Genomic DNA, 23,816 nt, shown 5'->3' with positions numbered 1-23,816 from the left:
GGGGAGGGATCGGTGTGACCAGGTGGATGCAGGGTGAAGGGAGAGACGAATGTGCCTCAAAGCTAGCGAGTCCGGGCAACGGCCGTCCGGCGGATGTACGAATTTCACCCGGACGGGAGAGCGGACCGGAGAGTTTCGGAACGACTGATGCACGAAACAGCGAGGAGAATGCCCGGCTATCTCCTTACTTCTGCTCTCTTTCCCACTAAAACCGGAGGTTTCTGACCGATGTCGCTCTCACGCGGCGCCCTCGCGGCCGGAGCGGCCGTCACCGCGGCCGCCGCGGTGACGCTCACCGTCGTCCTGTGGCCCGACAGCTCCGACCCCGCACACAGGTCCGACTCCCAGACCTCGCCCAAGGCCACGTCCGCCGCCCCCACCCCCTCCCCGACCCGGAGCTACCCGCTCTCCAAGACGCCCCGCGCCATCCCCGCCGTACGCGAGCACACCCCCGCCCACGGCCCCGGCTGGCGGCCGGGCAAGGACAGCGCGGTGGTGATCGCCGGCGGCAGCAAGGCGCTCGACGACGAGGGGCGGCTGCTCGCGGGCGAGCTGAAGATCGCCTACCGGGGCGAGAAGGCGGCGCGGGCCGGCGATGTGGAACTGGCCCTCACCCCGACGGCCGAAGGCGGGCCGGAGTCGTACACGCTGAAGACCCACGACGGCCGCGTCACGATCAGCGGGCCCGGCCAGGCGGGCGTCTTCTACGGGACCCGCACCCTCAAGCAGTCGGTGCGGGCCGACGGAATCATGCCCGAGGGCGAGGTGCGCGACCGCCCCGACCGCCCGCAGCGCGGGCTCAACCTCGACATCGCGCGCAAGTTCTACAGCGTCGGCTGGATCGAGGACCGGCTGCGCGACATGGCCGACCTCAAGCTCAACCAGCTCGGCCTGCACTTCTCCGACGACCAGGCCTTCCGCGTCCAGTCCGACACCCACCCCGAGATCGTGTCGCCCGAGCACCTGACCAAGGCGCAGGTCCGGAAGATCGTCGCCCTGGCCGGCAAGCTGCACATCCAGGTCGTCCCGGAGATCGACTCCCCGGGCCACCTCGGCGCGGTCCTGCGCGCCCACCCCGACCTCCAGCTGCGCAACGTGTCGGGCGTCGCCTCGGCCGGATCGCTCGACATCTCCAAGCCCGGCGCGGCGAAGCTCATCGACGAGCTCCTCGGTGAGTACACCGAGCTCTTCCCCGGCTCCTACTGGCACCTGGGCGCCGACGAGTACCTCGCCCTGCTGGCGCGGGACCCCGCCGCCTCCTATCCCCAGCTGCAGCGCGCCGCCGTGCGCAAGTACGGGCCGCAGGCCGGGATCGAGGACCTCGCCACCGGCTGGCTCAACGACCGCGCGGCGGTGGTCCGCCCGCACGGAAAGCAGCCCAAGGCGTGGAACGACGGCCTCTTCCGCGACGGCGTCGTCAAGGCCGGGAAGAACATCGAGATCGAGTACTGGACGGGCAAGGAGTACGGGGCCCGGCAGCCGGACGAGTACCTGCGCGAGGGCCGCAAGGTGCTGAACCTCAACGACGAGTTCCTCTACTACGTACTCGGCCAGCCCAACGACTTCGTCTACCCCACCGGCAAGCGGATCTACGAGCAGTGGACCCCCCTCGTCATGCGCGGCACCACCCCCGTCCCGGCCCGCTACTCGCACCAGATCCTCGGCGGCCGCTTCGCCGTCTGGGGCGACCTGCCGAACGCCCAGACCGCCGCTCAGGTCGCGCAGGGCATCCGGATGCCGCTGCGTGCGACGTCCCAGAAGCTGTGGGACCCGGGGAAGCCGAAGCTGAGCTGGGACGGATTCCGGAAGCTGGCCGGGGAGATCGACAAGGGCTGAGCACGCACCGGCGCCGGTGTGCGGGGAGCTCGTGGGGGACCTGTGGTTTTTATGTGGACAGGGCGGTGACCTGGGGCTAGGTTCCGGAGGTCGCGCGCACTTGGGGAGGAGCGCGCGGCCTCGGCCATCCGCTCTCGTCCGCGCCCGGGATCTCCGCGCGCCCACAACCCTGGGGGGTTGCTCCATGCTGTGCTCCATCTGCGGCACCAGACCGCCGGCCGGCTCCGACGGACGGTGCGCGCCCTGCGCACGGACCGCCGGACCGGCCAGGACCCGGGCCTCCTCCACCCCGGCCTTCATCGCCCCGCAGCAGTGGCTGCGCTCGCCCGAAGGGCTCGCGAAGGCCGTCGTCGTCCTGCTGCTGGTGGTCATCGGGGCGGACCTGCTGGCGGTGGCCGCAGACCTCAACCTCCGCTCGCTGATCGACGACGGCCTCGACTTCGGCCCCTACGGCGGTTTCCTGGCGATCGACCAGGCGGAGGCCGACCGCGCCGACCTGTTCTACGCGGGCGCCGGAGTCCTCCAGCTCCTCACCACCATCGCCACCGCCGTCGGCTTCATCATGTGGTTCTGGCGGGTCCGGGCGAACGCCGAGATCTTCGACTCGAGCGCCCAGCCGATGCGGCCCGGCTGGGCCATCGGCGGCTGGTTCGTCCCGGTCGCCGGGCTGTGGCTGCCGCGCCGGATCGCGGGCGGCATCTGGACCGCCAGCGCGCAGACCAACACCGACGGCACCTGGCGCCAGGTCTCCCACGCCCCGATCAACCAGTGGTGGGGCGCCTGGGTGGCCACGCTGTTGTTCGGCCGGATCGCCTCCCAGCGCTACGACCAGGCCGAGCAGCCGCAGGAGATCATGGACGCCGCCTCGATGATGATGGTCTCCGATCTGCTCGACATCGCCGCCGCGATCCTCGCGATCCGGTTCGTGCGCGAGCTGACGAGAATGCAGGGCGAGCGGGCCGCCCTCGGCCTGTTCCCGCTCACGGCCCGGTTCTAGCGGCTTTTCCCGGTAGCGCCCGGCCTGCGGGTAGCAAGCGGTTTCGGCCGAACGCAGTGACGATTTTCGGCCATTCGGCGCTGAACGCGGTAACAGGAAGCGCTGCGTCCCCATGCGTCCTGGCATGGGGAGGGCCGACGGGAGACTGCCGATGAGCCTGCTGGAACTGATCGCCGCCGCCGACGAGCGGGCCCTGGCCGCGAGCGGGGCCGCCTGCCTCGACCGCTGCCTGCCGCAGCCCGCCGAGGGCGCCGACCCCGACCCGCTGCGCCCGCTCTGGGCCGGCTGCGCGGACCGGGCGGCCTGGGCGGACCGGCTGGCCGAGGCGCGGGCGGCGCTGGACGCACTGCCCGGCCCGGACACGGCCGTCCGGCGGATCCGCGCACTGCTCGGCGAGGCGCCTGCGGACCGGGCGGGCGCCGGGCTGCGCGACTGGGCCGACGACTGCTCGGTGCTGGCCCTGGAGATCCACCTCGGCCACGACGCCGAACGCGCCGGCGCGGCGGGGCTGGTGGGGCGGTGCCGGGCGGGCGATCCGCGCGGGGCGGGACCGCTGCTGGCCGGGGAGAACGCGCGCCAGACCCGGATCCTGGAGATGCTGGCGGACATCGCCGACGCGGCTCCGGCCGGGGCCGGGCTGCGCCAGGTGCTGGACGTGTCGGCCGAGGGGCAGCGCGTGCTGCGTGCGGCGCTCTCGCGGCGCGCACGCGTGCGGGGGTGAGGCGGCCCCCCCCGGCGGCGGGGGACCCGGCGGTGCTCACCCCGTGCCGGGTGCGGCCCCGTATCCGTGGAGGAAGGTCTCGACGGCCCTGGTGACGCAGTCGCGCATCCGGGCCGGGCTCAGTGCGGGGCTCCCGTGCGGGCGGATGGTGATCTCGGACGTCACCAGCGCGATGAAGTGCAGGGTGCCCAGCGCCGGGTCCTCTATGCGCAACAGCCCCGCCTCCGTGAGGAGTTCCAGCTGCCGGGCGACCTCCCGCTGCACCCGCAGGGGGCCGGCCTGCTGCCAGGTGTCGATCACGGCGGCGGGGAAGTGCTGCACTTCGGCCATGATTTGCTGGATCATCGCGAAGTGCTCGGGGAACTGGGTGCGCTGGCCGACGAAGGCGTTGCCCAGCGCGAGCAGGTCGGCCTTCGGGTCGGTGCCGGTGACCTGTTCGTGCACGGTGGCGATGAAGGCGTCCGCCACCTGGCTGGCGCTGTTGTGCACCACGTCGGCGAAGAGGTGGTCCTTGCCGTCGAAGTGGTTGTAGATGGTGCGCGTGGACACCCCGGCCTCGGCGGCGATGGCCTCGATACTGGTGCGGCTGTACCCGTCCCGGCCGAAGACCGTGCGCGCGCCCTGCGTGATGGCCCGGCGCTTCCCGGCCCTGACGCCGGGGCGGCCCGTGCCGGGCGAGCGTGACGCCGCGCCCGCCTCCGGCTCGGCGGGCGCCGTCGGTGTGGTGTTCAGGGGGAGCCTCCGGTTGATCAGGTGGTCGGTGGCCGGTCGGCCCGGGGTGGTCCGGGTCCGGCTGTCGTGCAGGTCGGTCCAAGCGGCCCGGGACCGTTTTACCGTGCACGTTGTACTTTACTTTCCGGTCCTCCGCTACTCGGCGGCCCGGACGTCCGGCGCGATGCGTGCCCCCGGGGGCGGCATCTCCAGGACCGTCTTGCCCAGGCTGTGCCCGCTCTCCACCGCCCGTACCGCCAGCGGCGCCTGCTCGAAGGGGACCACCCGGGTCACCTTCGGGTCCAGGGCTCCGGTGCGGACCAGCTCCACCACCGCGCCCAGTATCGCCAGGTCCCGTACCGGCCCCACCGGGGCCCCGCCGAGTGCGGCGACCGCCTCCCGGTCGGCGCCGCTCACCAGCTTGGTGCGGTCCGCCAGGAGAGCGGCGGCCTCCTCCAGCACGTCTCCTCCGACCAGGTCGAGGACACCGTCCACGCCGTGCGGCGCGGCCGCCGCCACCCGCGCCGCGAGTCCCGGCCCGGAGGCGACGAACCGTATGCCCAGCGCCTCGGCGAACTCCCGCTTGGCCGGGGCGGCCGAGCCCACCACCGTCAGGCCGCTGCCCGACGCCACCTGGGCGGCCGCCACTCCGACCCCTCCCGCCACCCCGGTCACCAGCAGCGTCGCCCCCGCCGGCAGTCCGAGCCGGTGCACCGCGGCGTAGCCGGTCGCGGCGGCGATCGGCAGTACGGCGGCGTCGGTCCAGGAGACCTCCGGCGGCTTGTGCACCGCCGACCGCGCGGGCAGCAGCGTGTACTGCGCGTACCCGCCGGTCACCGGGCCGCCGAGGACCGCGTCCCCCACGGCGAAGCCGGTGGTGCCGGGGCCGAGCTCGACCACCTCGCCCGCCGCCTCGCCGCCCATCACGGCCGGCAGCTCCACCCCGGGCGCGCCGGCCGGCCGGCGGCCCGAACGGCGCTTCCAGTCCACCGGGTTGACACCCGCCGCGCGCACGGCCACCAGCAACTGGCCCTGGCCCGGCACCGGTCGGGGCAGCTCCGCGAAGTGCTCGACCTCCGGTCCGCCGAAACTGTCGTGAACATAGGCGATGGGCATGCGGTACCTCGACGCTTCCGTCTCGTGGTCACGGTGGGTCGTGCGGGGCCCCATGGATACGGCGGCGCCTGATCCGGGCCGTCCGCCCAGCCCCTAATTGCCATGCAGATTGCATTTTACCTGACTGGGCGGCTAGGCTCCGCTGACGTGGGCGGAGCCCCGTTCCGGATGCGGAGCCCCGCTGCGGACAGCGGGTTCCACGCGGTGAGTACAAGGAGCGCACGTATGGGCAGCACGGTCGCGATCGTCGGTGGCGGATACGGAGGGGTCGCTCTGGCCCGCCAGCTCGACCCGGACTTCGATGTCGTACTGATCGACCCCAGGGACGCCTTCGTCCACGCGGTGGCGGCGCTGCGCGGGCTGGTCGACGCGGACTGGGCGCAGCGGATCTACTTCGGCTACGACGGGCTGTTCAGCCGTGGCCGCCATCTGCGCGACCGCGCCGTGGCGGTGGACGCGGGCGGTGTCACCACCGCCGACGGCACCCGGGTCGACGCGGACTACGTGGTCCTGGCCACCGGCTCCTCCTACCCCTACCCGGCCAAACCCGACACCGAGGACAGCGCCGACTCTCAGCTCCGGCATGCCGCGACGCGCGCCGAACTCGCCTCCGCGTCGCGGGTGCTGCTGCTCGGGGCCGGTCCCGTGGGGCTTGAGCTGGCCGGGGAGATCACCGAGCAGTGGCCGCAGACCGAGGTGGTGGTGGTCGACACCGCCGACGACGTGCTCGGCGGCCGCTATCTGCCCGAGCTGCGCCGCGCGCTGCGCGAGCAGCTGACCGACCGGGGGGTGCGGCTGGAGCTGGGCAGTGCGCTGACGGCGCCGCCGTCCGTGCCGCCGGGCGTCCGTGAGCCGTTCTCGGTCACCACGGAGGCGGGCGCGCGGATCGAGGCGGATCTGTGGTTCCGCTGCTACGGCGTGGTGCCCCTCAGCGGCATGCTGCACGGCGAACTCGGCGCCGCGCGGCGCCCGGACGGGCATGTGGAGGTGGACGAGTACCTGCGGGTGGCGGGCGCGTCGAACGTCTTCGCCGTCGGTGACGTCACGGCCGTCCCCGAGCCGAAGCGGTCCAAGGCCGCCTCCGAGCACGCGGCCGTCGTCGCCGCCAACATCAGGGCGCTGGCCGCGGGCCGGTCGCCGGAGCAGAGCTACCGGCCGGGCGAGGAAGCGGTGCTGGTACCGCTGGGTTCGGCCGGCGGGGCCTCGCAGGTGCCGGGGCCGGACGGTCCGGTGGTGCTGGGCGCCGCCGAGACGGCCCGTTACAAGGGTGACGATCTGCTGCTCGGGCGCTTCGCGGAACTGTTCGGGGCTTCGGCCGCACCGAGCTCCGCGAGCTGACGCAACGTCAACTCCGTTCACAAACAGCTGAGTTCGACCTACCACGACATGTTCCCGCAGCACTGTCTTCATGCGCGTCCGCCAGGATCGGGTTGATTCCCGAACCGAACGAGAGGTCGATGACCGATGGCTAACGGAACGCAGTCCCTCGCCGGCAAGGTGGCCGTGGTCACCGGCGGTGCCGGAGGGATCGGTGTCGCCACGGTGGAGGCGCTGGCGACGGCGGGCGCGGATGTCGTCCTCGCGGACGTCGCCGAGGTGCCGGCCCGCGCGGCGGCCGCCGAGCTGGCCGCCAAGGGGCTCTCGGTGGTCGGGCGCGGCGTCGACATCGCCTCGGAGGACAGTGTCAAGAGCCTGGTGGACTTCACCGTGGACACCTTCGGCGGCATCGACGTCCTGGACAACAACGCGGCGCTGACCTCCGCGATCCCGCAGGACCGGGACGTGGTGTCGATGTCCGTCGAGCTCTGGGACCAGGTGTTCGCCGTGAACCTGCGCGGCCCGATGCTGCTGTGCAAGCACACGGTGCCGGTGATGATCGAGCGCGGCGGCGGGTCGATCATCAACATCACCAGTGGCCAGGGCCTTTCGGGGGACCGGGTGATGGTCGCCTACGGCAGCTCCAAGGGCGGGCTGGTCGCGCTGACCCGCTTCGTGGCCGCCGCGTACGGTGCGGACGGCATCCGCTGCAACGCCGTCGCGCCCGGACTGGTGCGCACTCCGGCCCTGGAGGCGGACATGCCCGTACCGGTGCAGGAGATGTTCCGCAGCGCGAACCTCATTCCGCGGCTCGGCACGCCGGACGACGTGAGCCAGCTGGTGGCCTACCTCGCCTCTCCCGCCGCCTCCTTCATCACCGGGCAAGTGCTCTCCGTGGACGGCGGCTTCCTCGCCCACCTCCCCACCCTCTCCCCGCTGCCGCCGCGCTGACAGTGCGATACCGCGCACGCGGGAGGCCCCGGAACAGTCGCGACCGACTGCTCCGGGGCCTCCCGCGTGCGCGGCCCGGCGGCCGGATCACCCCAGCCAGGGAGCGAGGCCCGCCTCGACCGCCGGCCCGTCGGCCGCCCCCGCCCAGGCGTAGTAGCCGTCGGGCCGCACCAGGACCGCCTCGCGCGCACCCCTGCCGCCGCCGCCCGTACGACGGGCGACGACGACCCGCTCCCGTCGCGCGTCGGTATCGAAGCCGGTACCCCGGCCGGGCTCGCCGGATGCCCCGGCCGGCAGCACCAGGACGAACCGGCCCTCCCGCAGCCGCTCGTAGAGGCGGCCGCCGTCCAGCTCCAGGTCCGGCGCCCGCTTCCCCACCAGCGCGTGCGCCCCGCGCGGCGCCGGGTAGGAGTAGCCGATCCCGGTGATCTCGCCCACCGCCTGCCGCGCCACCGGCCGCACATGGGTCACCACCAGCTTGCGCACCGTGCGCAGCGCCACCTCCAGCGGGTTGTGCGCCATGGCGAGGCGCAGGTTGAGGCCACTGCTGCGCAACACCGCCCGGCCGACCGGGTGGCGCTCGCTGTGGTAGGTGTCCAGCAGTGCGCCGGAGGCCCGGCCGCCGAGCACGGCGGCCAGTTTCCAGCCGAGGTTGACGGCGTCCTGGAGGCCGGTGTTCATGCCCTGCCCGCCGGCCGGGGAGTGCTGGTGGGCGGAGTCGCCGGCCAGCAGCACCCGGCCCACGCGGTACCGGGGCACCTGGCGTTCGTCGCTGTGGAAGCGGGAGAGCCAGCGCGGGTCGTGCATCCCGAAGTCGGAGCCGAAGGCCCGCTCGATGAGGGAGCGCAGTTCCTCGAACTCGACCGGTGCGTCGTCCGGCCGGCCCCGGTGGGCCCGGTCCCAGCCGCCGACCCGCCAGTACCCGTCGCCGAACGGGGCGATGAAGCCGAACGCGTCGCCGGTGCCGTGCACCCGGACCACCAGGCTGGGCTGCTCGGTGAACCTCACATCGGCGAGCGCCACCGAACGGATCACCACCTTGCCCGGGAAGGGCAGCCCGAGGGCCTCGCGCACCGCGCTCCGTGCGCCGTCCGCGCCGACCAGGTAGGAGGCCCGCAGCGTGCCCTCGCCCGCCTCGGTGCGCACCGAGACGGTGACGGCCTCGTCGTCCTGCGTCAGCCCGAGCACCTCGGTGCCGTAGCGGATGACCGCACCGTTCTCCGTCGCCCTGCGCAGCAGAAGCTTCTCCACCTCGTACTGCGGGGTCACCAGCAGGAAGGGGAAACGGGAGGGCAGGGCTCCGATGTCGAAGGGGATGGCTCCGAACAGCCGCAGCTCGCGGATCATCTGCCCGGTGGCGACGAGTTCGTCGGCGAGCCCCCGGGCGTCGAGGAGTTCGAGGGTCCTGGCGTGCACGCCGAAGGCGCGGGTCAGATTGCTGATGCCCTCCGGGCGCTTCTCGACCACCACGACGTCCACGCCGGCCGCCGCGAGGTCGCCGGCGAGCAGCAGCCCGGTGGGGCCCGCACCGGCAATGACGACCGGATGGGAGCCGGGGGCCGGCCCGGAGCCTTCGGTGGAGCCGGGGCCCTCGGGGGCGCCGTGACCTTCGGCGGCGGGGGAACCATGTGTGTGGGGCATCCGCAACTCGCTTCCTGCTGTCGGAATCCTGCAGAGGGAATCGGTGGGTGCGGGGGTGCCGGTGAAACCGGATGCCTGGGGGCCGGTCCCATGCTGCACCAGTACGTCGTCGCTCCAGCCGCAGGTGCGGCTCGTCTGACCTGAACGGCCGCGAGTTGTCGAAGCCGGGCACTTCTCTGTCATCGCCCGGCGTCGCTCTGACGTAGTCCGGCGTCGCTCTGACGTTGGCGTGGGTTCCTGGCGAAGGCCTGACGAAGCCCTGAAGCGGCTCGTCTTGAGCGCCGCATCCGAACAGATGAACCTTGAAGTCGCGGGTCAGTGCGTCTGCTTGGGGGCTTTCCGGGCGCGACATGTGGCGCGGCACATGTCGCGCCATGTCATGCACTGTTCATGAACGAGGAGTGGGTACGCATGCACAGCACCTTGATCGTCGCCAGACTGGAACCGAGCGCGAGCACGGATGTGGCCGGGCTGTTCGCCGACTTCGACGCCACCGAGATGCCGCACCGGATGGGCACCCGGCGGCGCCAGCTCTTCTCCTACCGGGGGCTGTACTTCCACCTCCAGGACTTCGACCAGGACAACGGCGGAGCGCGGATCGAGGAGGCCAGGACCGATCCCCGGTTCATCGGCATCAGCAACGACCTGAAGCCGTTCATCCAGGCGTACGACCCCGCGACCTGGCGCTCCCCGGCCGACGCGATGGCGTCCCGCTTCTACTCCTGGGAGGCGTCCGCGTGAGTCCCCGCCGCGTCGTCATCACCGGACTGGACGTCCTGGCCCCCGGCGGTGTCGGTGCCAAGAACTTCTGGAACCTGCTGAGCGAGGGCCGTACGGCCACCCGTGGCATCACCTTCTTCGACCCCGCGCCGTTCCGCTCGCGCGTCGCCGCCGAGATCGACTTCGACCCGTACGAACACGGTCTGACCCCGCAGGAGATCCGGCGGATGGACCGGGCCGCACAGTTCGCCGTGGTCGCGGCGCGCGGCGCGGTCGCCGACAGCGGCATCGAGTTCGGCGGGCTCGACCCGTACCGGACCGGCGTCACCGTCGGCAGCGCGGTGGGCGCCACGATGGGACTCGACGAGGAGTACCGCGTCGTCAGCGACGGCGGCCGGCTCGACCTGGTCGACCACGCGTACGCGGCACCACACCTCTACAACCACCTCGTGCCCAGCTCCTTCGCCGCCGAGGTGGCCTGGGCGGTCGGCGCCGAGGGCCCCAGCACCGTGGTCTCCACCGGCTGCACATCCGGCATCGACTCGGTCGGCTACGCGGCCGAACTGATCCGCGAGGGCTCGGCCGACGTCATGGTCGCCGGCTCGTCGGACGCGCCGATCTCCCCGATCACCCTGGCCTGCTTCGACGCGATCAAGGCCACCACCCCCCGCCACGACGACCCGGCCCACGCCTCACGCCCCTTCGACGCGACGCGCAACGGCTTCGTACTCGGCGAGGGCGCCGCCGTCTTCGTCCTGGAGGAACTGGACAGCGCCCGCAGGCGCGGCGCGCACATCTACGCCGAGATCGCCGGCTACGCGACCCGCTCCAACGCCTACCACATGACCGGACTGCGCCCGGACGGCGCGGAGATGGCCGAGGCCATCCGGGTCGCCCTCGACGAGGCGCGGCTGCCCGGCGAGGCCATCGACTACATCAACGCCCACGGTTCGGGCACCAAGCAGAACGACCGCCACGAGACCGCCGCGTTCAAGCGGAGCCTGGGCGCGCACGCCTACCGGACACCGGTCAGCTCGATCAAGTCCATGGTGGGCCACTCGCTGGGCGCCATCGGCTCCATCGAGATCGCCGCCTCCGTCCTGGCCATGGAGTACGACGTGGTGCCACCGACGGCCAACCTCCACACGCCGGACCCCGAGTGCGACCTCGACTACGTACCGATCGACGCACGCGACCAGCTCACGGACGCGGTGCTCACCGTGGGCAGTGGCTTCGGCGGCTTCCAGAGCGCGATGGTGCTGGCGGACCCGGAAAGGAAACTGGTGTGAGCACGCGTACATCCGTCGTCGTGACCGGGCTCGGCGTCGCCTCCCCCACCGGGCTGGGGGCGCGGGACCACTGGGCGGCCACCCGGGAGGGCAGAAGCGGCATCGGCCGGCTCACCCGCTTCGACCCGTCGGGCTACCCGGCCAAACTGGCCGGAGAGATAACGGGGTTCACCGCCGAGGACCACCTGCCGAGCCGGCTCGTCCCACAGACCGACCGCATGACCAGGATCGCCCTGGCCGCGGCCGACTGGGCGCTCGCGGACGCGGGCGTACGCCCCGACGAGCTCGCCGGCTTCGACATGGGTGTGGTCACGGCAAGCGCCTCCGGCGGCTTCGAGTTCGGCCAGAACGAACTGCGCAAACTGTGGAGCCGGGGCAGCCAGCACGTGTCCGCTTACCAGTCGTTCGCCTGGTTCTACGCCGTCAACAGCGGCCAGATCTCCATCCGCAACGGCATGAAGGGGCCCAGCGGTGTCGTCGTCAGCGATCAGGCGGGCGGCCTCGACGCGGTCGCCCAGGCCCGACGCCAGATCCGCAAGGGCACCCGGCTGGTCGTCTCCGGCGGCGTCGACGCCTCCCTGTGCCCGTGGGGCTGGGTCGCGCAGCTGGCGAGCGGACGCCTCAGCACCAGGGAGGAGCCCGGCCGCGCCTACCTCCCCTTCGACCTCGACGCCCAGGGCCATGTGCCGGGCGAGGGCGGCGCGATCCTGATCCTGGAGGACGCCGAAGCCGCCAGGGAACGGGGCGCGCACAGCTACGGGGAGGTCGCCGGATACGGCGCCACCTTCGACCCGAAGCCCGGCACCGGGCGGCCGCCGGCCCTGCGCAAGGCCATCGAACTGGCCCTGGCCGACGCGGAGACGGACCCGGCGGACATCGACGTGGTGTTCGCCGACGCGGCCGCCGACCCGGAACTGGACCGGGCCGAGGCCGACGCGCTCACCGCGGTGTTCGGGAAGCGGGGCGTGCCCGTCAGCGCGCCCAAGACGATGACCGGCCGCCTCTACTCGGGCGCCGCACCGCTCGACCTGGCGACCGCGCTCCTCGCCCTGCGCGACGGCGTGATCCCCGCAGCGGTCAACGTCCGCCCCGCACCCGGCTACGACCTCGACCTGGTAGTCGGCCGCTCGCGCGAGGCCACGCTGCGTACCGCACTGGTACTGGCCCGCGGCCACGGCGGCTTCAACTCCGCCGTCGTACTGCGCGCCCCCGCCTCGCCCCGCCCCGGCCACTGACCGCGCCCGCCAGAGGCCATCGATCTCCCACCGCCACCGGTCACCCCACGGCCACCGCTCACCCCACCGGAAGGACCGTTCCCTTGTCTGCCGAGCAGTTCACCCTCGCCGATCTCAAGCAGATCCTCCTGGAAGCCGCAGGCGCCGCCGAGGACGTCGACTTCGACGGAGACGTCCTGGACACCCATTTCGACGCGCTCGGCTACGAGTCGCTGGCGCTGCTGGAGACAGCCGGCCGCATCGAGCGCGCGTACGACATCGCCCTCGGCGACGACGTGCTGACCAAGGCCGAGACGCCACGCGCACTGATCGACGTCGTCAACGAACTGCTGACCGTCTCCCGAAGCGCCTGAGAGGACCAGGACCACCATGACCGACACCACCACGGCCGAGGCCGGACGCGTCGTACTCGTCACCGGGGCCACCAGCGGAATCGGCCTGGCCGTCGCCCGGCTGCTCGGTTCCCAGGGACACCGCGTCTTTATCGGCGCCCGCGACGCGGACAACGTCGAGGCCTCCGTCAAGGAACTCACCGCCGAGGGACTCGACGTGTCCGGAACGGTCGTCGACGTCCGGGACGCCGACGCGGTACGGGCGTTCGTCCGCGCCGCCGTCGACCGGTTCGGCGCGATCGACGTACTCGTGAACAACGCGGGCCGCTCCGGCGGCGGCGTCACCGCCGACATCCCCGACGAGCTCTGGGAGGACGTCATCGAGACCAACCTCACCAGCGTCTTCCGGCTCACCCGCGAGGTGCTCACCACCGGCGGGCTGCGCGACAAGGACTGGGGCCGCATCATCAACATCGCCTCCACGGCCGGCAAGCAGGGCGTCGTCCTCGGAGCCCCGTACTCCGCCTCCAAACACGGCGTGGTCGGCTTCACCAAGGCCCTCGGCAACGAGCTGGCCCCCACCGGCATCACCGTCAACGCCGTCTGCCCCGGGTACGTCGAGACGCCGATGGCGCAGCGGGTCAGGCAGGGATACGCCGCCGCGTACGACACCACCGAGGAAGCGATCCTGGCGAAGTTCCAGGCCAAGATCCCGCTCGGCCGGTACTCGACGCCCGACGAGGTCGCCGGACTGGTCGGCTATCTGGCCTCCGATACGGCCGCCTCCATCACCGCGCAGGCACTGAACGTCTGTGGCGGCCTCGGCAACTTCTGAGCCCCGCCATCAGCCACAACTCGTCACCCGCCACCCGCCACCCGACTCCGCGAGGGGAAACGACCATGACGACCCGTGAGGTCGAGCACGAGATCACCGTCGGCGCGCCCGCACCCGCCGTCTACCGGCTGCTGGCCGACGTGGTGAACTGGCCGCGGATCTTCCCGCCCACCATCCACGTCGACCAGGTCGGGAGCAGCGGCGACGAGGAGCGCATCCGGATCTGGGCCACGGCCGGCGACGAGGCCAAGAACTGGACCTCGCGCCGCACCCTGGACCCCGAGGGGCTGCGCATCACCTTCCGGCAGGAGATCAGCGCCCCGCCCGTCGCCGCGATGGGCGGGGCCTGGATCATCGAGCCGCTCGGCGAGAACGAGTCCCGGATACGGCTGCTGCACGACTACCGCGCCGTCGGCGACGACGCGGCCGCCCTCGCCTGGATCGACGAGGCGGTGGACCGCAACAGCCGGTCGGAGCTGGCCGCGCTGCGCACCAACGTGGAGGCCGCCCACGGCGCGGCCGACCTGACGTTCTCCTTCACCGACAGCGTCACCGTCGACGGAGCGGCGAAGGACCTCTTCGACTTCGTCAACGAGGCCGGACGATGGGCCGAGCGGCTGCCGCACGTGGCGTCCGTGCGCCTCAGCGAGGACACCCCCGGCCTCCAGACACTGGAGATGGACACCCGCGCCAAGGACGGCTCCACGCACACCACCAAGTCCTACCGCGTGACCTTCCCCCACCACCGCATCGCCTACAAGCAGGTCACCCTGCCCGCGCTGCTGACCCTGCACACCGGCATCTGGACCTTCGAGGAGACCGAGGCCGGCACCGTCGCCTCCTCCCAGCACACGGTCACGCTCAACACCGGCAACATCGCGGCCGTCCTGGGCCCCGGGGCCACCGCGGCCGACGCCCGCAGTTACGTGCACTCCGCCCTGTCCACCAACAGCCTGGCCACCCTCGGCCACGCCAAGGCGTACGCCGAGGGCCTCGGCGGGGAGCGGGGCCGGGATGCCGGGTGACCGCCTCGACACCCAGGTCGTCGTCGTCGGCGCGGGACCGGTGGGGCTGCTGCTCGCGGGTGAGCTGCGCCTCGGCGGCGCGCGGGTCGTCGTGCTGGAACGGCGCACGGCGCCCACCACCGAGTCACGTGCCTCGACCCTGCACGCCCGCACCATGGAGATCCTCGACAGCCGGGGGCTGCTGGACGGGCTCCCCGCCCCGCCGAACGACCCGCGCGGGCACTTCGCCGGCATCCCGCTCGACCTGGCCCTCCCCGGCAGCCGTCCCGGCCAGTGGAAGGTGCCGCAGTCCGACACCGAACGGCTGCTGGGGCGGTGGGCGGCCGGTCTCGGCGCCGAGATCCTGCGCGGCCACGAGGTGCGGGCGGTCACCGGCACGGGCGGGTACGTCGAGGCCGAGGCGGTGGGCGACGGCGGCCCCCTCCTCGTACGGGGCACGCACCTCGTCGCCTGCGACGGCGAGACCAGCACCGTCCGTGACCTCATCGGCGCGGACTTCCCCGGCCACGACGCGCGCCGGGAGCTGCTGCGCGCCGACGTCGCGGGGATCGAGGTGCCCGACCGGCGCTTCGAACGGCTGCCGGACGGCCTGGCCATCGCGGCACGCCGGGCGGACGGGGTGACCCGGGTCATGGTGCACGAGCACCGGGCCGCCGCCCCGCACCGGACCGGCGCACCCGAGTTCGGCGAGGTCGTGCAGGCGTGGAAGCGGGTCACCGGCGAGGACATCAGCGGCGGGACCCCGCTGTGGGTGAACGCGTTCGGCGACACGGCACGCCAGCTGGCGCGCTACCGGCACGGCCGCGTCCTGTTCGCGGGGGACGCGGCGCACCGGCAGCTGCCCATCGGCGGCCAGGCGCTCAACCTCGGCCTCCAGGACGCCTTCAACCTGGGGTGGAAGCTGGCCGCCGAGGTCAGCGGCCGCGCCCACCCCGAGCTGCTCGACAGCTACCACGACGAACGGCACCCGGCCGGCCGCCGCGTCCTCTCCGCCATCGAGGCCCAGGCGCTGCTGCTGCTCGGCGGCCCCGAGGTCGAGCCGCTGCGCGCCCTGATCACCGAACTGACCGGCCACGAGGCCGTACGCGCCCACCTCGCCGCCACCATCAGCGGGCTCGACATCCGCTACGACGTCAAGGGCCCGCCGCACCCGCTCCTCGGGGCCCGGCTGCCGCTGACCCCGCTGGCGCCACCCGGACCGGACGGGGCGGCGACCAGCACGGAGGCCCTGCGCACCGGCCGGGGCCTGCTGCTCGGCCCGGCCGGCGGCCCGGACCCCGGGCCTGCTCCCGCGTCCGTTCCCGGGGCCCGGGACATCCCCTTCGCCACGCCGGCGGTGCCGGTCCCCGGGAGGGACGGCGCCGGCTGGACCCTCGTACGGCCCGACGGCCACGTGGTGTGGGCGGGCCCGTCCGGGGCCCTCGCCGAGGAGAGCCTGCGCGAGGCACTCACCCGCTGGTTCGGCCCCGCCTGACCCCGGTACGGCCCGGCGCGCCCCGGCAGACGTACCCGCAGACCGCACCCGAAAGGAAACCCGCCATGCCCCTGATCAAGCCCGACGACGGCTACCTGACCGTGTTCAACCTCTTCGAGACGGATACCGTGCCGCTCCAGGACGACGTGCTCGACGCGATGCGCGACATCATCGACAACGCCGACTACCCCGGCTGGATCTCCTCGACGCTGCACGCGGGCGTCGATCAGCCGGGGACCGTCAACTACATCCAGTGGCGCAGCGCCGCCGATCTCCAGGCGCGTTACGAAGGTCAGAAGTTCCAGCGCAAGACCGTGCCGCTGTTCCACAAACTGGCCCGGACCGTCCGGCTGTTGAAGACAGAGCTCACTGCCGCTCAGCACCACCCCGAGCTCGGCGGAGACATCGAGATCGCCCCGGAGCGCGACGACTACACCGTGCTGATCGTGTTCGACACGAAGCCCGAGGACCAGGGAGAGCTGCTGGACACCCTCGCCAAGCCCGACGAGTGGATCAAGACGGTGCCCGGCTACCGGTCGCACACCTACTTCCGGGGCGTGGACGGCACCTTCGTCGTCAACTACGCGCAGTGGGAGAGCAAGGAGCTCTACGACGCCTTCCACCACCTGCCCGAGGAGGAACGCCCCGCCGACATCCGCGCCGGCCGCAGCCGCGCACGCTCCCTGGTCACCAACCGCCAGGCCAACACCTACCGGGTGACGCACTCCCGGTCGGCGAAGGACTGACCGGCATGGCATCCGAGGCGGAACCCGTGCGGGACACGGACGTCATCGTGGTCGGCGCGGGCCCGACCGGCCTGACACTCGCCGGCGAACTGCTCCTGGGCGGCGCCCGGGTCACCGTCCTGGAGCGGCTGACGGAGCCCACCGGACAGTCCAGGGGCCTGGGCTTCACGGCCCGCGCCATGGAGGCGTTCGACCAGCGCGGCCTGCTGCCCCGGTTCCAGCGGGGCGACACACCCGCCATCAGCCCGGTGGGCCACTTCGGCGGGGTGCGGTTCGACTACACCGTGCTGCCCGGCGCCCACTTCGGAGCCCGGGGCATACCGCAGTCGCAGACGGAAGCGGTCCTGGAGAGCTGGGCGACCGAGCTCGGCGCCGTCGTCCACCGGGGCTGGGAGTTCACCCGGCTGCACGAGGGGGCCGGGCCCGAGGACTCCGGCGTGGAGATCACCGCGACGACGCCCGAGGGCCCGCGACGGCTGCGCGCCGCGTACCTCGTGGGCGCGGACGGCGGCCACAGCCCGGTGCGCGTGGCGGCCGGGATCGGCTTCCCCGGCACACCCGCGTCCCGCTCCATGTACCTCGCCGACGTGGTGGGCAGCGCGACGCGCCCCCGTCCGCTCGGCGAACGCCTGGAGCACGGCATGGTGATGGCGGCCCCGCTGAGCGAGGGCGTGGACCGCATCATCGTCTGCCCGGACGGCGCACCGCCCCGCGACGACGCCTCGCCCGTGACGTTCGCGGAGGTGGCGGACGTGTGGCTGCGACTCACCGGCGAGGACATCTCCGGCGCCGAGGCCCGGTGGGTGAGTTCCTTCACCGACGCCACCCGGCAGGCGGCGGCCTACCGGCGCGGCCGGGTCCTGCTCGCGGGGGACGCGGCCCACATCCATCTGCCGGCCGGCGGCCAGGGGATGAGCACCGGCATCCTGGACGCCGTCAACCTCGGCTGGAAGCTCGCCGCCACCGGCCGCGGCACCGCACCCCGCACCCTCCTGGACACCTACCACGACGAGCGCCACGCGGTGGGCGCCAGGCTGCTGGTGAACACCCGGGCCCAGGGCACGGTCTTCCTCGGCGGCCGCGAGTCGGACCCGCTGCGCGCCCTGTTCGCCGAACTCATCGAGTACGACGACGTCAAACGCCATCTGGCCGGCGCCGTCAGCGGGCTGGACACCCGGTACGCCATCGACGGGTCCCACCCGCTGCTCGGCCGGCGCGTCGCGCCCCGCGTACTGGTCGGGCCCGAGGGGGAGACCAGCACCACCCGGCTCCTGCACCCGGCGCGCGGTGTCCTGCTCGACCTGGGCGACGACCCTGCGGTCCGGGCGGCCGCCGGGCCCTGGCGCGACCGGGTCACCGTCACCACGGCGACCCCGAAGCCGCTGGACGGCCAGGACGACGAACTGCGCGGGCTGCACGCGCTGTTGATACGCCCCGACGGGCACGCCGCCTGGGTGTCGGCCGCGCCCGGGGACGACGGACCGGGCGAGGCCCTGCACCGCTGGTTCGGGCCGCCGGGACCGCCCGTCGCCGGAACCGGACGGGCGGCGGCCGGGGGCGGCGGATGAGCCCCGCCGGCGCCCTCGCGGCCCCCGCGCTCTCCTCGGGGGTACGCCGCATCACCCTGAACGGCGCGAGCGCGCCCCTGTCGGCGCTGCTCGCCGAACCTGCGGCCCCCACGCCCCGCGCCGTCGTGGTGGCCCTGCACGGGTGCGGCCTCACCTCGGGCTACTTCGACGGGCAGGCGCACCCCTCGCTCTCGCTGCTGACCCTGGGCGCGAGCCGGGGATACACGGTGCTCGCCCTCGACCGCCCCGGATACGGCCGCTCCTCGGCCCATCTGCCCGAGGGCCTGCCCCTCACCGAGCAGGCCACCATGGTGCGCGCCGCGCTCGGCGCCTTCGCCGCGTGCCACCCGACCGGGGCCGGCTTCCTGCTGCTGGCCCACTCCTTCGGCGGCAAGCTCGCCCTGCACCTCGCCGCCGACGGGCTCCCCGACCTGCTGGGCCTCGACATCTCGGGCTGCGGGCACCGCAGCGCCGTGGACCCCGCCCGCCACCCGCTGCGGGGCGGCCATATGCGGGCGGCGCGGCACTGGGGGCCGCTCGGGCTCTACCCGGAGGGCACCTTCCGCCGGGACCGGGTGCCGGCGGCGCCGGTGCCGTCGCGGGAGATGGCCGAACTCGACGGCTGGCCGCAGCGGTTCGGGGAAGTGGCCGCCCGCGTCCGGGTACCGGTCCGCTTCACCTTCGCCGAGCACGAGCGGTGGTGGCTGCACGACGACAGCGACCTCGCCGACCTCGCGGCAGGACTGACCCGCGCTCCCCGGGTGCGTACGGAACGACAGCCGGGGGCCGGACACAACATCAGCCTCGGGCTGGCCGCCCGCACCTACCACCTGCGGGCGCTGCGCTTCCTGGCCGGATGCCTGGACGAGCCGGGCCCCACCACCACACCTGTCGCGTCTACCGAAGGGCAGTACCTCCCATGAGTGCCGTCACCACCGCCGAGGAGACCCTGGCCGCGCTGCGGGCCCAGCTCCGCGACCTCACCGACCGGGCCGAACTCATCGCGCTCGCCGACCGCTACGTCACCCACCTCGACCGGGACCGGCACCGGGACGACTGGTTCGGCTCGGTCTTCACCGACGACGTCCGCCTCAGCTTTCCCATGGGCGAGTACGAGGGGACGAAGGGGCTCGCCGAGTTCCAGGAACTGGCCCGCACCACCTTCGAACGCACCCACCACACCGCCTCCAACTACACCGTCGGCCTCGACGGCGACCGGGCCCGGATCCGGGCCCACCTGACCGCCGTACACGTACGCACCGCCGCCGAACCCGGCACCCACTTCACCATCGGCGGCCACTACGAGGCCGACGCCGTCCGCACCGCCGACGGCTGGCGGATCAGCCGGTTCGTCTTCGATCTGGTGTGGCACGAAGGACAGGGCCCGCAGGGCGCCCCGGGGCACTGACCTCGCAACCTGCAGAGATCTGACGTAGCGCACAAAGACCTGACACCGGCGCGCCTTGAACCGCCCGAGGGGGCGGAACAGACTTCATCAGGGCCTGCCGGTGTGTCCCGGTCCGAACCCACAGACCGCTCCCGGTACCAAGGAGGAAGCCCCGTCATGCCCTCAGGCCCCCAGAAGCCGCCCCTGTCCGCACAGGTGCTGGAGATCATCACCGCGGGATGGCTCGCCCAGGCGGTCAGCGCCGCCGCCGAACTCGGGGTCGCCGACGTGCTGGCCGACGGCCCGCGTCCGGTCGCCGAGATCGCCGCCGAGACCGGCTCGCACGCCCCCAGCCTCTACCGGCTGCTGCGGGCCGGCGCCGACCTCGGCCTGTTCACCGAACACGACGACAAGGTCTTCGAGCTGACCGAACTGGGCGGCACGCTGCGCGCCGACAGCCCGACCAGTCTGCGCAACTTCGCGATCTGGACCGGGCTGCCCGCCGAACGCCACGCCTGGGCGGGCCTCGCCGACGCCGTCCGCACCGGCCGCACCCCGTTCACCGAGGTGTTCGGCAAGCCCGTCTGGGACTACTTCCACGAGCACCCCGAGGTGCTCGGGGTCTTCGACCGGGCCATGACCGAGGCCTCCCGGCAGATCATCGCCCCCGTCGTCGCCGCCTACGACTTCGGCCGGTTCGGCACGGTGGTGGACGCGGGCGGCGGGCGCGGCGCCCTGCTGGCCGCCGTACTGGCGTCGGCCCCCGGCACCCGCGGGGTCCTCTACGACCGGCCCGAGGTCATCGAGGGCGCCGGACAGCCCCTGCGCGAGGCCGGTGTGGCGGACCGGGCCGAGCTGAGGTCCGGAGACTTCTTCGAGTCCGTACCGGCCGGCGCCGACGCGGTGATCCTTTCCAACATCATCCACGACTGGGACGACGAGCAGTCGCGGCGCATTCTCGTCAACGCCCGGGAGGCGCTGACCGACGGCGGACACGTCCTGCTGGTCGAGGCGGTCCTCCCGGACCGGCCCCGCCCCAGGCCCACGGTCTCGCTGATGGATCTCGACATGCTGGTGGTGGCCGGCGGACAGCAGCGCACGGCCGCCGAGTTCGAGACCCTGCTGGCCGACTCGGGCCTCAAGCTGTCGCGCATCGTGCCGGGCGGCCACTGCAGCATCGTCGAGGCCGTACGCGCCTGACCCGTGAACCCGCACGAGGCCCGTGATCAGCACAAGGCCCGTGATCAGTACAAGGCCCGTGAACCAGTACAAGGAAAGGGCACCAGCCATGCCAGAACGGCCTGCGAGGAAACTGTGGTTCGGAATCGGCCCCGGCGTCGCGGTGACCGACGCGCCGGAGGTCGTGCGCAGGGTCGAGTACGCCGACCGGGAGGGGCTCGACTTCTTCGCCGTGTCCGACCACCCGTACTACGGCGACCGCCTGGAGGCCTACAGCACCCTCGCGCTGCTGCTCGGCCGGACCCGGAACATCACGGGCGTCACGACCGTCACCAATCTGCCGACCCGGCCGGTCCCCCTGCTGGCCCGCACCCTGTCGACGCTGTCCGCGCTCTCCGGCGGGCGGGTCGTGCTCGGCCTCGGGGCGGGCGGGTACTGGGACGACATCGAGCGCTTCGGCGCCACCCGGCTCGATCTGGGCGCCGCCGTACGCGCCCTGGAGGAGGCCGTCGGCCTGGTCCGGGCGCTGTCCGGCGGCGGGGCGCCGGTAAGCCTGGACGGCGAGTTCACCAGGATCGCCGCACTCGATCCGGCACCGGTCCCGGCGCCGCTGATCTGGACGGGCTCCGTGGGCCCCAAGTCCCTCGCCGTCACGGGGCGGTCTGCCGACGGCTGGATACCCGGCAACGCGGCGGACTGGCACAGCGACCGCTACCGGTCCTCGCGGCCCCTCATCGACGAGGCCGCCCGCGCCGCCGGGCGCGATCCGGCGGACATCGCCACCGTCTTCAACCTGCCCGCGCGCATCACCGACTCGGCGGTCGGCGTGCCCCGCGATCCGTCCGGCCGCTGGCTCGGCGGATCCGTGGACCAGTGGATCACCGAACTCACCGAGGCGGTGCTCGAACACGGCGCCTCCGGGTTCGTCTACTTCTCCTCCGGCGACCCCTCGGGACAGACCGGCCTCCGGCGCTGGGCCGAGGAGATCGTGCCCGCCGTCCGCGAGGCGGTCGCCAAGGTCTGAGGCCCCCCGCCGGAACGCCGGCCGGCCGACCTCCCCCCGTACCGGTCATTTCCTTCCCCCCCCCGCACGTCCGCACCACCGCGCATTCCAGAGAGGCCCTCAGATGTCCACGAGAACCACCGGCCCGCGTCCTCGGCTCCGTCTCGCGATCGCACTGCTCGCGGTCGTCCTGCCCGTCGCGGCCTGTTCGGGGGAGGGGACCGACCCCGGCGGCGGCGGGAGCAGCGGCGCACCCCGTGACGGTGGCACGCTGCTGGTCGGCGCCGAGGCGGACCCGAGCTGCCTGGACGCGCAGCAGACCGGGCAGGTCACAGCGGTGGACATCACCCGTTCCGTGGTGGACGGGCTCACCTACCAGGACCCGAAGACCGGCAAGATCGTGCCCTGGCTGGCGAAGTCGTTCACCACCAGCGCCGACGGCAGCGACTTCACCTTCGTCCTGCGGGACGGCGCGACCTTCAGCGACGGCAAGCCCGTCGACGCCGCCGCCGTGAAGACCACGTTCGACAACCTGGTGAAGCTGCCGGCGAACGGCGCCCCCAGCTATCTGATCGGCTACCAGGGCACCACCGTCACCGACGCGCACCGGCTCACCGTGAAGTTCTCCACGGCCAACGCCCAGTTCCTCCAGGCGACATCGACCGTAGGGCTGGGCATCCTGTCGCCCGCGACCTTCACCGCGTCCGCCGCCGAACGCTGCCGGGGGAAGTTCATCGGCTCCGGGCCGTACGTGCTGGACCACTACACCACCAACCAGGAAGTCGTCCTGAAGAAGCGCAAGGACTACGCCTGGCCCTCCTCCATCGCCGAGAACAAGGGCGCGGCGCACTTCGACGAGGTCAAGTTCTCCTTCATCCCGGAGGGCGGGGCCCGCACCGGCGCCCTCACCTCCGGCCAGGTCCAGATCGCCAAGGCCCTGCTGCCCACCGACGAGGCCCAGTTCAAGGGCAACGGCTTCCGGGTCCTGTCGGCCCCCGGCCCCGGCCTGGTCCCGCCGCTCTCCCTCAACCACAAGGGGATACTCGCCGACTACAAGGTCCGTGCGGCGCTGCTCAAGGGCATCGACCGGCAGGAGCTGGTGGACTCCGTCTTCAGCTCCTCCTACAAGCCCGCCACCAGCGTCCTCTCGTCGGTCACCCCGTACTACAAGGACTTCTCCGACAAGCTGCGCCACGACCCGGACGGCGCGAAGGCCCTGCTGGACAGCGCCGGCTGGAAGCCCGGCAAGGACGGCATCCGGGTGAAGGACGGCAAGCCGCTGGCCCTCACCTGGCTGATCCCCGCGCCGATGCCGCCCGCGAACGAGGCCGTGCAGCAGCAGCTCCGCAAGATCGGGGTCGATGTGAAGCTGAAGCCCGTCGCACCGCCCGTCTACGTGGAGCAGCAGCAGAAGGGGCAGTTCGACCTGACGGCCGTCGGGGTGACCCGCGCCGACCCGGACGTCCTGCGCAACCTCTTCTACAGCAAGGGCGACAACCTCTGGCACCTGCCCGCCGGCAAGCTCGACACCTACCTGGAGCAGGAGGTCTCGGCGACCGACGAGAAGGGCCGCCAGAGCGCCGTGAACAGCGCCGTCGAGTGGATCCTCGACCACGCCGACACCGTTCCGCTGTACGAGGGCGCCCAGGTCCACGGCGTGTCCGACAAGGTGCGCGGCTTCGGACTCGACGCCTCCAACCGGTTCGACCTGCACGACGCCTGGCTCGGCTGAG

The 23,816-nt window shown here is 72.8% G+C and carries 22 protein-coding genes; 19 read left to right on the top strand and 3 right to left on the bottom strand.

Annotation, left to right across the window (positions count from 1 at the left end):
• The first annotated feature begins 228 nt into the window (after positions 1–228).
• The 3 genes from EDD93_RS05105 to EDD93_RS05095 all read left to right on the top strand — a co-directional run bounded on the left by EDD93_RS05105 (position 229) and on the right by EDD93_RS05095 (position 3,554).
• Complete coding sequence (locus EDD93_RS05105) at positions 229–1,836, top strand: glycoside hydrolase family 20 protein (RefSeq protein ID WP_123524041.1); 1,608 nt, start codon at positions 229–231, stop codon at positions 1,834–1,836.
• 184 nt (positions 1,837–2,020) lie between these two features.
• Entirely contained in the window at positions 2,021–2,833 is an 813-nt protein-coding gene (locus EDD93_RS05100) for a DUF4328 domain-containing protein (RefSeq protein ID WP_123524040.1), read from the top strand.
• A 151-nt stretch (positions 2,834–2,984) separates the two neighbouring features.
• Positions 2,985–3,554: a hypothetical protein gene (locus EDD93_RS05095; RefSeq protein WP_123524039.1), complete on the top strand. Its 570-nt coding sequence runs from the start codon at positions 2,985–2,987 to the stop codon at positions 3,552–3,554.
• A 36-nt stretch (positions 3,555–3,590) separates the two neighbouring features.
• On the opposite strand, the gene EDD93_RS05090 is transcribed toward EDD93_RS05095, so the two are convergent.
• Together EDD93_RS05090 and EDD93_RS05085 are read right to left on the bottom strand one after the other, a co-directional pair.
• A complete protein-coding gene (locus tag EDD93_RS05090) occupies positions 3,591–4,103 on the bottom strand; it encodes a TetR/AcrR family transcriptional regulator C-terminal domain-containing protein (RefSeq protein ID WP_398902909.1) in 513 nt (170 codons plus the stop codon).
• Between the two features lie 318 nt (positions 4,104–4,421).
• A complete protein-coding gene (locus tag EDD93_RS05085) occupies positions 4,422–5,381 on the bottom strand; it encodes an NADP-dependent oxidoreductase (RefSeq protein WP_123524037.1) in 960 nt (319 codons plus the stop codon).
• Positions 5,382–5,606: 225 nt separating this feature from the next.
• Between EDD93_RS05085 and EDD93_RS05080 the strand changes: the two genes are divergently transcribed.
• The gene (locus EDD93_RS05080) at positions 5,607–6,719 is read left to right on the top strand and encodes an NAD(P)/FAD-dependent oxidoreductase (RefSeq protein ID WP_123524036.1); all 1,113 of its coding nucleotides are present in this window, start codon (positions 5,607–5,609) and stop codon (positions 6,717–6,719) included.
• Between the two features lie 126 nt (positions 6,720–6,845).
• Positions 6,846–7,649 (top strand): SDR family NAD(P)-dependent oxidoreductase, encoded by an 804-nt coding sequence (locus EDD93_RS05075; RefSeq protein ID WP_123524035.1) that lies wholly within the window; start codon positions 6,846–6,848, stop codon positions 7,647–7,649.
• An 87-nt stretch (positions 7,650–7,736) separates the two neighbouring features.
• Here the strand turns inward: EDD93_RS05075 and EDD93_RS05070 are convergent, their stop codons facing one another.
• Positions 7,737–9,290, bottom strand: a complete 1,554-nt coding sequence (locus tag EDD93_RS05070) for an FAD-dependent oxidoreductase (RefSeq protein ID WP_123524034.1) — start codon at positions 9,288–9,290, stop codon at positions 7,737–7,739.
• A gap of 411 nt (positions 9,291–9,701) precedes the next feature.
• Between EDD93_RS05070 and EDD93_RS05065 the strand changes: the two genes are divergently transcribed.
• The 14 genes from EDD93_RS05065 (at position 9,702) to EDD93_RS05000 (ending at position 23,815) form a co-directional block, all read left to right on the top strand.
• Entirely contained in the window at positions 9,702–10,031 is a 330-nt protein-coding gene (locus EDD93_RS05065) for a TcmI family type II polyketide cyclase (RefSeq protein WP_123524033.1), read from the top strand.
• On the top strand, positions 10,028–11,299 hold the full coding sequence (locus tag EDD93_RS05060) for a beta-ketoacyl synthase (protein WP_123524032.1): 1,272 nt from the start codon (positions 10,028–10,030) through the stop codon (positions 11,297–11,299). Before EDD93_RS05065 ends, EDD93_RS05060 begins: the two co-directional genes overlap by 4 nt.
• Entirely contained in the window at positions 11,296–12,534 is a 1,239-nt protein-coding gene (locus EDD93_RS05055) for a ketosynthase chain-length factor (protein ID WP_123524031.1), read from the top strand. Before EDD93_RS05060 ends, EDD93_RS05055 begins: the two co-directional genes overlap by 4 nt.
• 83 nt (positions 12,535–12,617) lie before the next feature.
• Positions 12,618–12,887: an acyl carrier protein gene (locus EDD93_RS05050; protein WP_123524030.1), complete on the top strand. Its 270-nt coding sequence runs from the start codon at positions 12,618–12,620 to the stop codon at positions 12,885–12,887.
• A gap of 16 nt (positions 12,888–12,903) precedes the next feature.
• Positions 12,904–13,701 carry a 3-oxoacyl-ACP reductase FabG gene (gene fabG, locus EDD93_RS05045; protein ID WP_123524029.1) on the top strand — a complete coding sequence of 266 codons (798 nt, stop codon included), beginning with the start codon at positions 12,904–12,906 and terminating at the stop codon, positions 13,699–13,701.
• Positions 13,702–13,766: 65 nt separating this feature from the next.
• The gene (locus tag EDD93_RS05040; RefSeq protein WP_123524028.1) at positions 13,767–14,726 is read left to right on the top strand and encodes an aromatase/cyclase; all 960 of its coding nucleotides are present in this window, start codon (positions 13,767–13,769) and stop codon (positions 14,724–14,726) included.
• On the top strand, positions 14,716–16,200 hold the full coding sequence (locus EDD93_RS05035) for an FAD-dependent monooxygenase (RefSeq protein ID WP_123524027.1): 1,485 nt from the start codon (positions 14,716–14,718) through the stop codon (positions 16,198–16,200). Before EDD93_RS05040 ends, EDD93_RS05035 begins: the two co-directional genes overlap by 11 nt.
• Positions 16,201–16,265: 65 nt before the next feature.
• Positions 16,266–16,946 carry an antibiotic biosynthesis monooxygenase gene (locus EDD93_RS05030; protein WP_123524026.1) on the top strand — a complete coding sequence of 227 codons (681 nt, stop codon included), beginning with the start codon at positions 16,266–16,268 and terminating at the stop codon, positions 16,944–16,946.
• A 5-nt stretch (positions 16,947–16,951) separates the two neighbouring features.
• Positions 16,952–18,514, top strand: coding sequence for an FAD-dependent monooxygenase (locus EDD93_RS05025; protein ID WP_123524025.1), 1,563 nt, complete (start codon positions 16,952–16,954; stop codon positions 18,512–18,514).
• Positions 18,511–19,437: an alpha/beta hydrolase gene (locus EDD93_RS05020; protein ID WP_123524024.1), complete on the top strand. Its 927-nt coding sequence runs from the start codon at positions 18,511–18,513 to the stop codon at positions 19,435–19,437. Before EDD93_RS05025 ends, EDD93_RS05020 begins: the two co-directional genes overlap by 4 nt.
• Positions 19,434–19,922, top strand: coding sequence for a nuclear transport factor 2 family protein (locus EDD93_RS05015; RefSeq protein WP_123524023.1), 489 nt, complete (start codon positions 19,434–19,436; stop codon positions 19,920–19,922). Before EDD93_RS05020 ends, EDD93_RS05015 begins: the two co-directional genes overlap by 4 nt.
• Positions 19,923–20,078: 156 nt before the next feature.
• The gene (locus EDD93_RS05010; protein WP_123524022.1) at positions 20,079–21,101 is read left to right on the top strand and encodes a methyltransferase; all 1,023 of its coding nucleotides are present in this window, start codon (positions 20,079–20,081) and stop codon (positions 21,099–21,101) included.
• 88 nt (positions 21,102–21,189) lie between these two features.
• Positions 21,190–22,104 (top strand): LLM class flavin-dependent oxidoreductase, encoded by a 915-nt coding sequence (locus tag EDD93_RS05005; RefSeq protein ID WP_123524021.1) that lies wholly within the window; start codon positions 21,190–21,192, stop codon positions 22,102–22,104.
• Between the two features lie 103 nt (positions 22,105–22,207).
• On the top strand, positions 22,208–23,815 hold the full coding sequence (locus tag EDD93_RS05000; protein WP_123524020.1) for an ABC transporter substrate-binding protein: 1,608 nt from the start codon (positions 22,208–22,210) through the stop codon (positions 23,813–23,815).
• Position 23,816 lies beyond the last annotated feature (1 nt).

The organism is Streptomyces sp. 840.1, from assembly GCF_003751445.1.
Taxonomy (GTDB): domain Bacteria; phylum Actinomycetota; class Actinomycetes; order Streptomycetales; family Streptomycetaceae; genus Streptomyces.
This window is presented reverse-complemented; position numbering and strand designations above follow the sequence as displayed.

Excerpts from the sequence above, each read along its gene's own strand:
- EDD93_RS05105 (WP_123524041.1), top strand. The coding sequence starts at position 229 with ATGTCGCTCTCACGCGGCGCCCTCGCGGCCGGAGCGGCCGTCACCGCG.
- EDD93_RS05100 (WP_123524040.1), top strand. The coding sequence starts at position 2,021 with ATGCTGTGCTCCATCTGCGGCACCAGACCGCCGGCCGGCTCCGACGGA.
- EDD93_RS05095 (WP_123524039.1), top strand. The coding sequence starts at position 2,985 with ATGAGCCTGCTGGAACTGATCGCCGCCGCCGACGAGCGGGCCCTGGCC.
- EDD93_RS05085 (WP_123524037.1), bottom strand. The coding sequence starts at position 5,381 with ATGCCCATCGCCTATGTTCACGACAGTTTCGGCGGACCGGAGGTCGAG.
- EDD93_RS05080 (WP_123524036.1), top strand. The coding sequence starts at position 5,607 with ATGGGCAGCACGGTCGCGATCGTCGGTGGCGGATACGGAGGGGTCGCT.
- EDD93_RS05075 (WP_123524035.1), top strand. The coding sequence starts at position 6,846 with ATGGCTAACGGAACGCAGTCCCTCGCCGGCAAGGTGGCCGTGGTCACC.
- EDD93_RS05070 (WP_123524034.1), bottom strand. The coding sequence starts at position 9,290 with ATGCCCCACACACATGGTTCCCCCGCCGCCGAAGGTCACGGCGCCCCC.
- EDD93_RS05065 (WP_123524033.1), top strand. The coding sequence starts at position 9,702 with ATGCACAGCACCTTGATCGTCGCCAGACTGGAACCGAGCGCGAGCACG.
- fabG (WP_123524029.1), top strand. The coding sequence starts at position 12,904 with ATGACCGACACCACCACGGCCGAGGCCGGACGCGTCGTACTCGTCACC.
- EDD93_RS05040 (WP_123524028.1), top strand. The coding sequence starts at position 13,767 with ATGACGACCCGTGAGGTCGAGCACGAGATCACCGTCGGCGCGCCCGCA.
- EDD93_RS05035 (WP_123524027.1), top strand. The coding sequence starts at position 14,716 with ATGCCGGGTGACCGCCTCGACACCCAGGTCGTCGTCGTCGGCGCGGGA.
- EDD93_RS05030 (WP_123524026.1), top strand. The coding sequence starts at position 16,266 with ATGCCCCTGATCAAGCCCGACGACGGCTACCTGACCGTGTTCAACCTC.
- EDD93_RS05025 (WP_123524025.1), top strand. The coding sequence starts at position 16,952 with ATGGCATCCGAGGCGGAACCCGTGCGGGACACGGACGTCATCGTGGTC.
- EDD93_RS05020 (WP_123524024.1), top strand. The coding sequence starts at position 18,511 with ATGAGCCCCGCCGGCGCCCTCGCGGCCCCCGCGCTCTCCTCGGGGGTA.
- EDD93_RS05015 (WP_123524023.1), top strand. The coding sequence starts at position 19,434 with ATGAGTGCCGTCACCACCGCCGAGGAGACCCTGGCCGCGCTGCGGGCC.
- EDD93_RS05010 (WP_123524022.1), top strand. The coding sequence starts at position 20,079 with ATGCCCTCAGGCCCCCAGAAGCCGCCCCTGTCCGCACAGGTGCTGGAG.
- EDD93_RS05005 (WP_123524021.1), top strand. The coding sequence starts at position 21,190 with ATGCCAGAACGGCCTGCGAGGAAACTGTGGTTCGGAATCGGCCCCGGC.
- EDD93_RS05000 (WP_123524020.1), top strand. The coding sequence starts at position 22,208 with ATGTCCACGAGAACCACCGGCCCGCGTCCTCGGCTCCGTCTCGCGATC.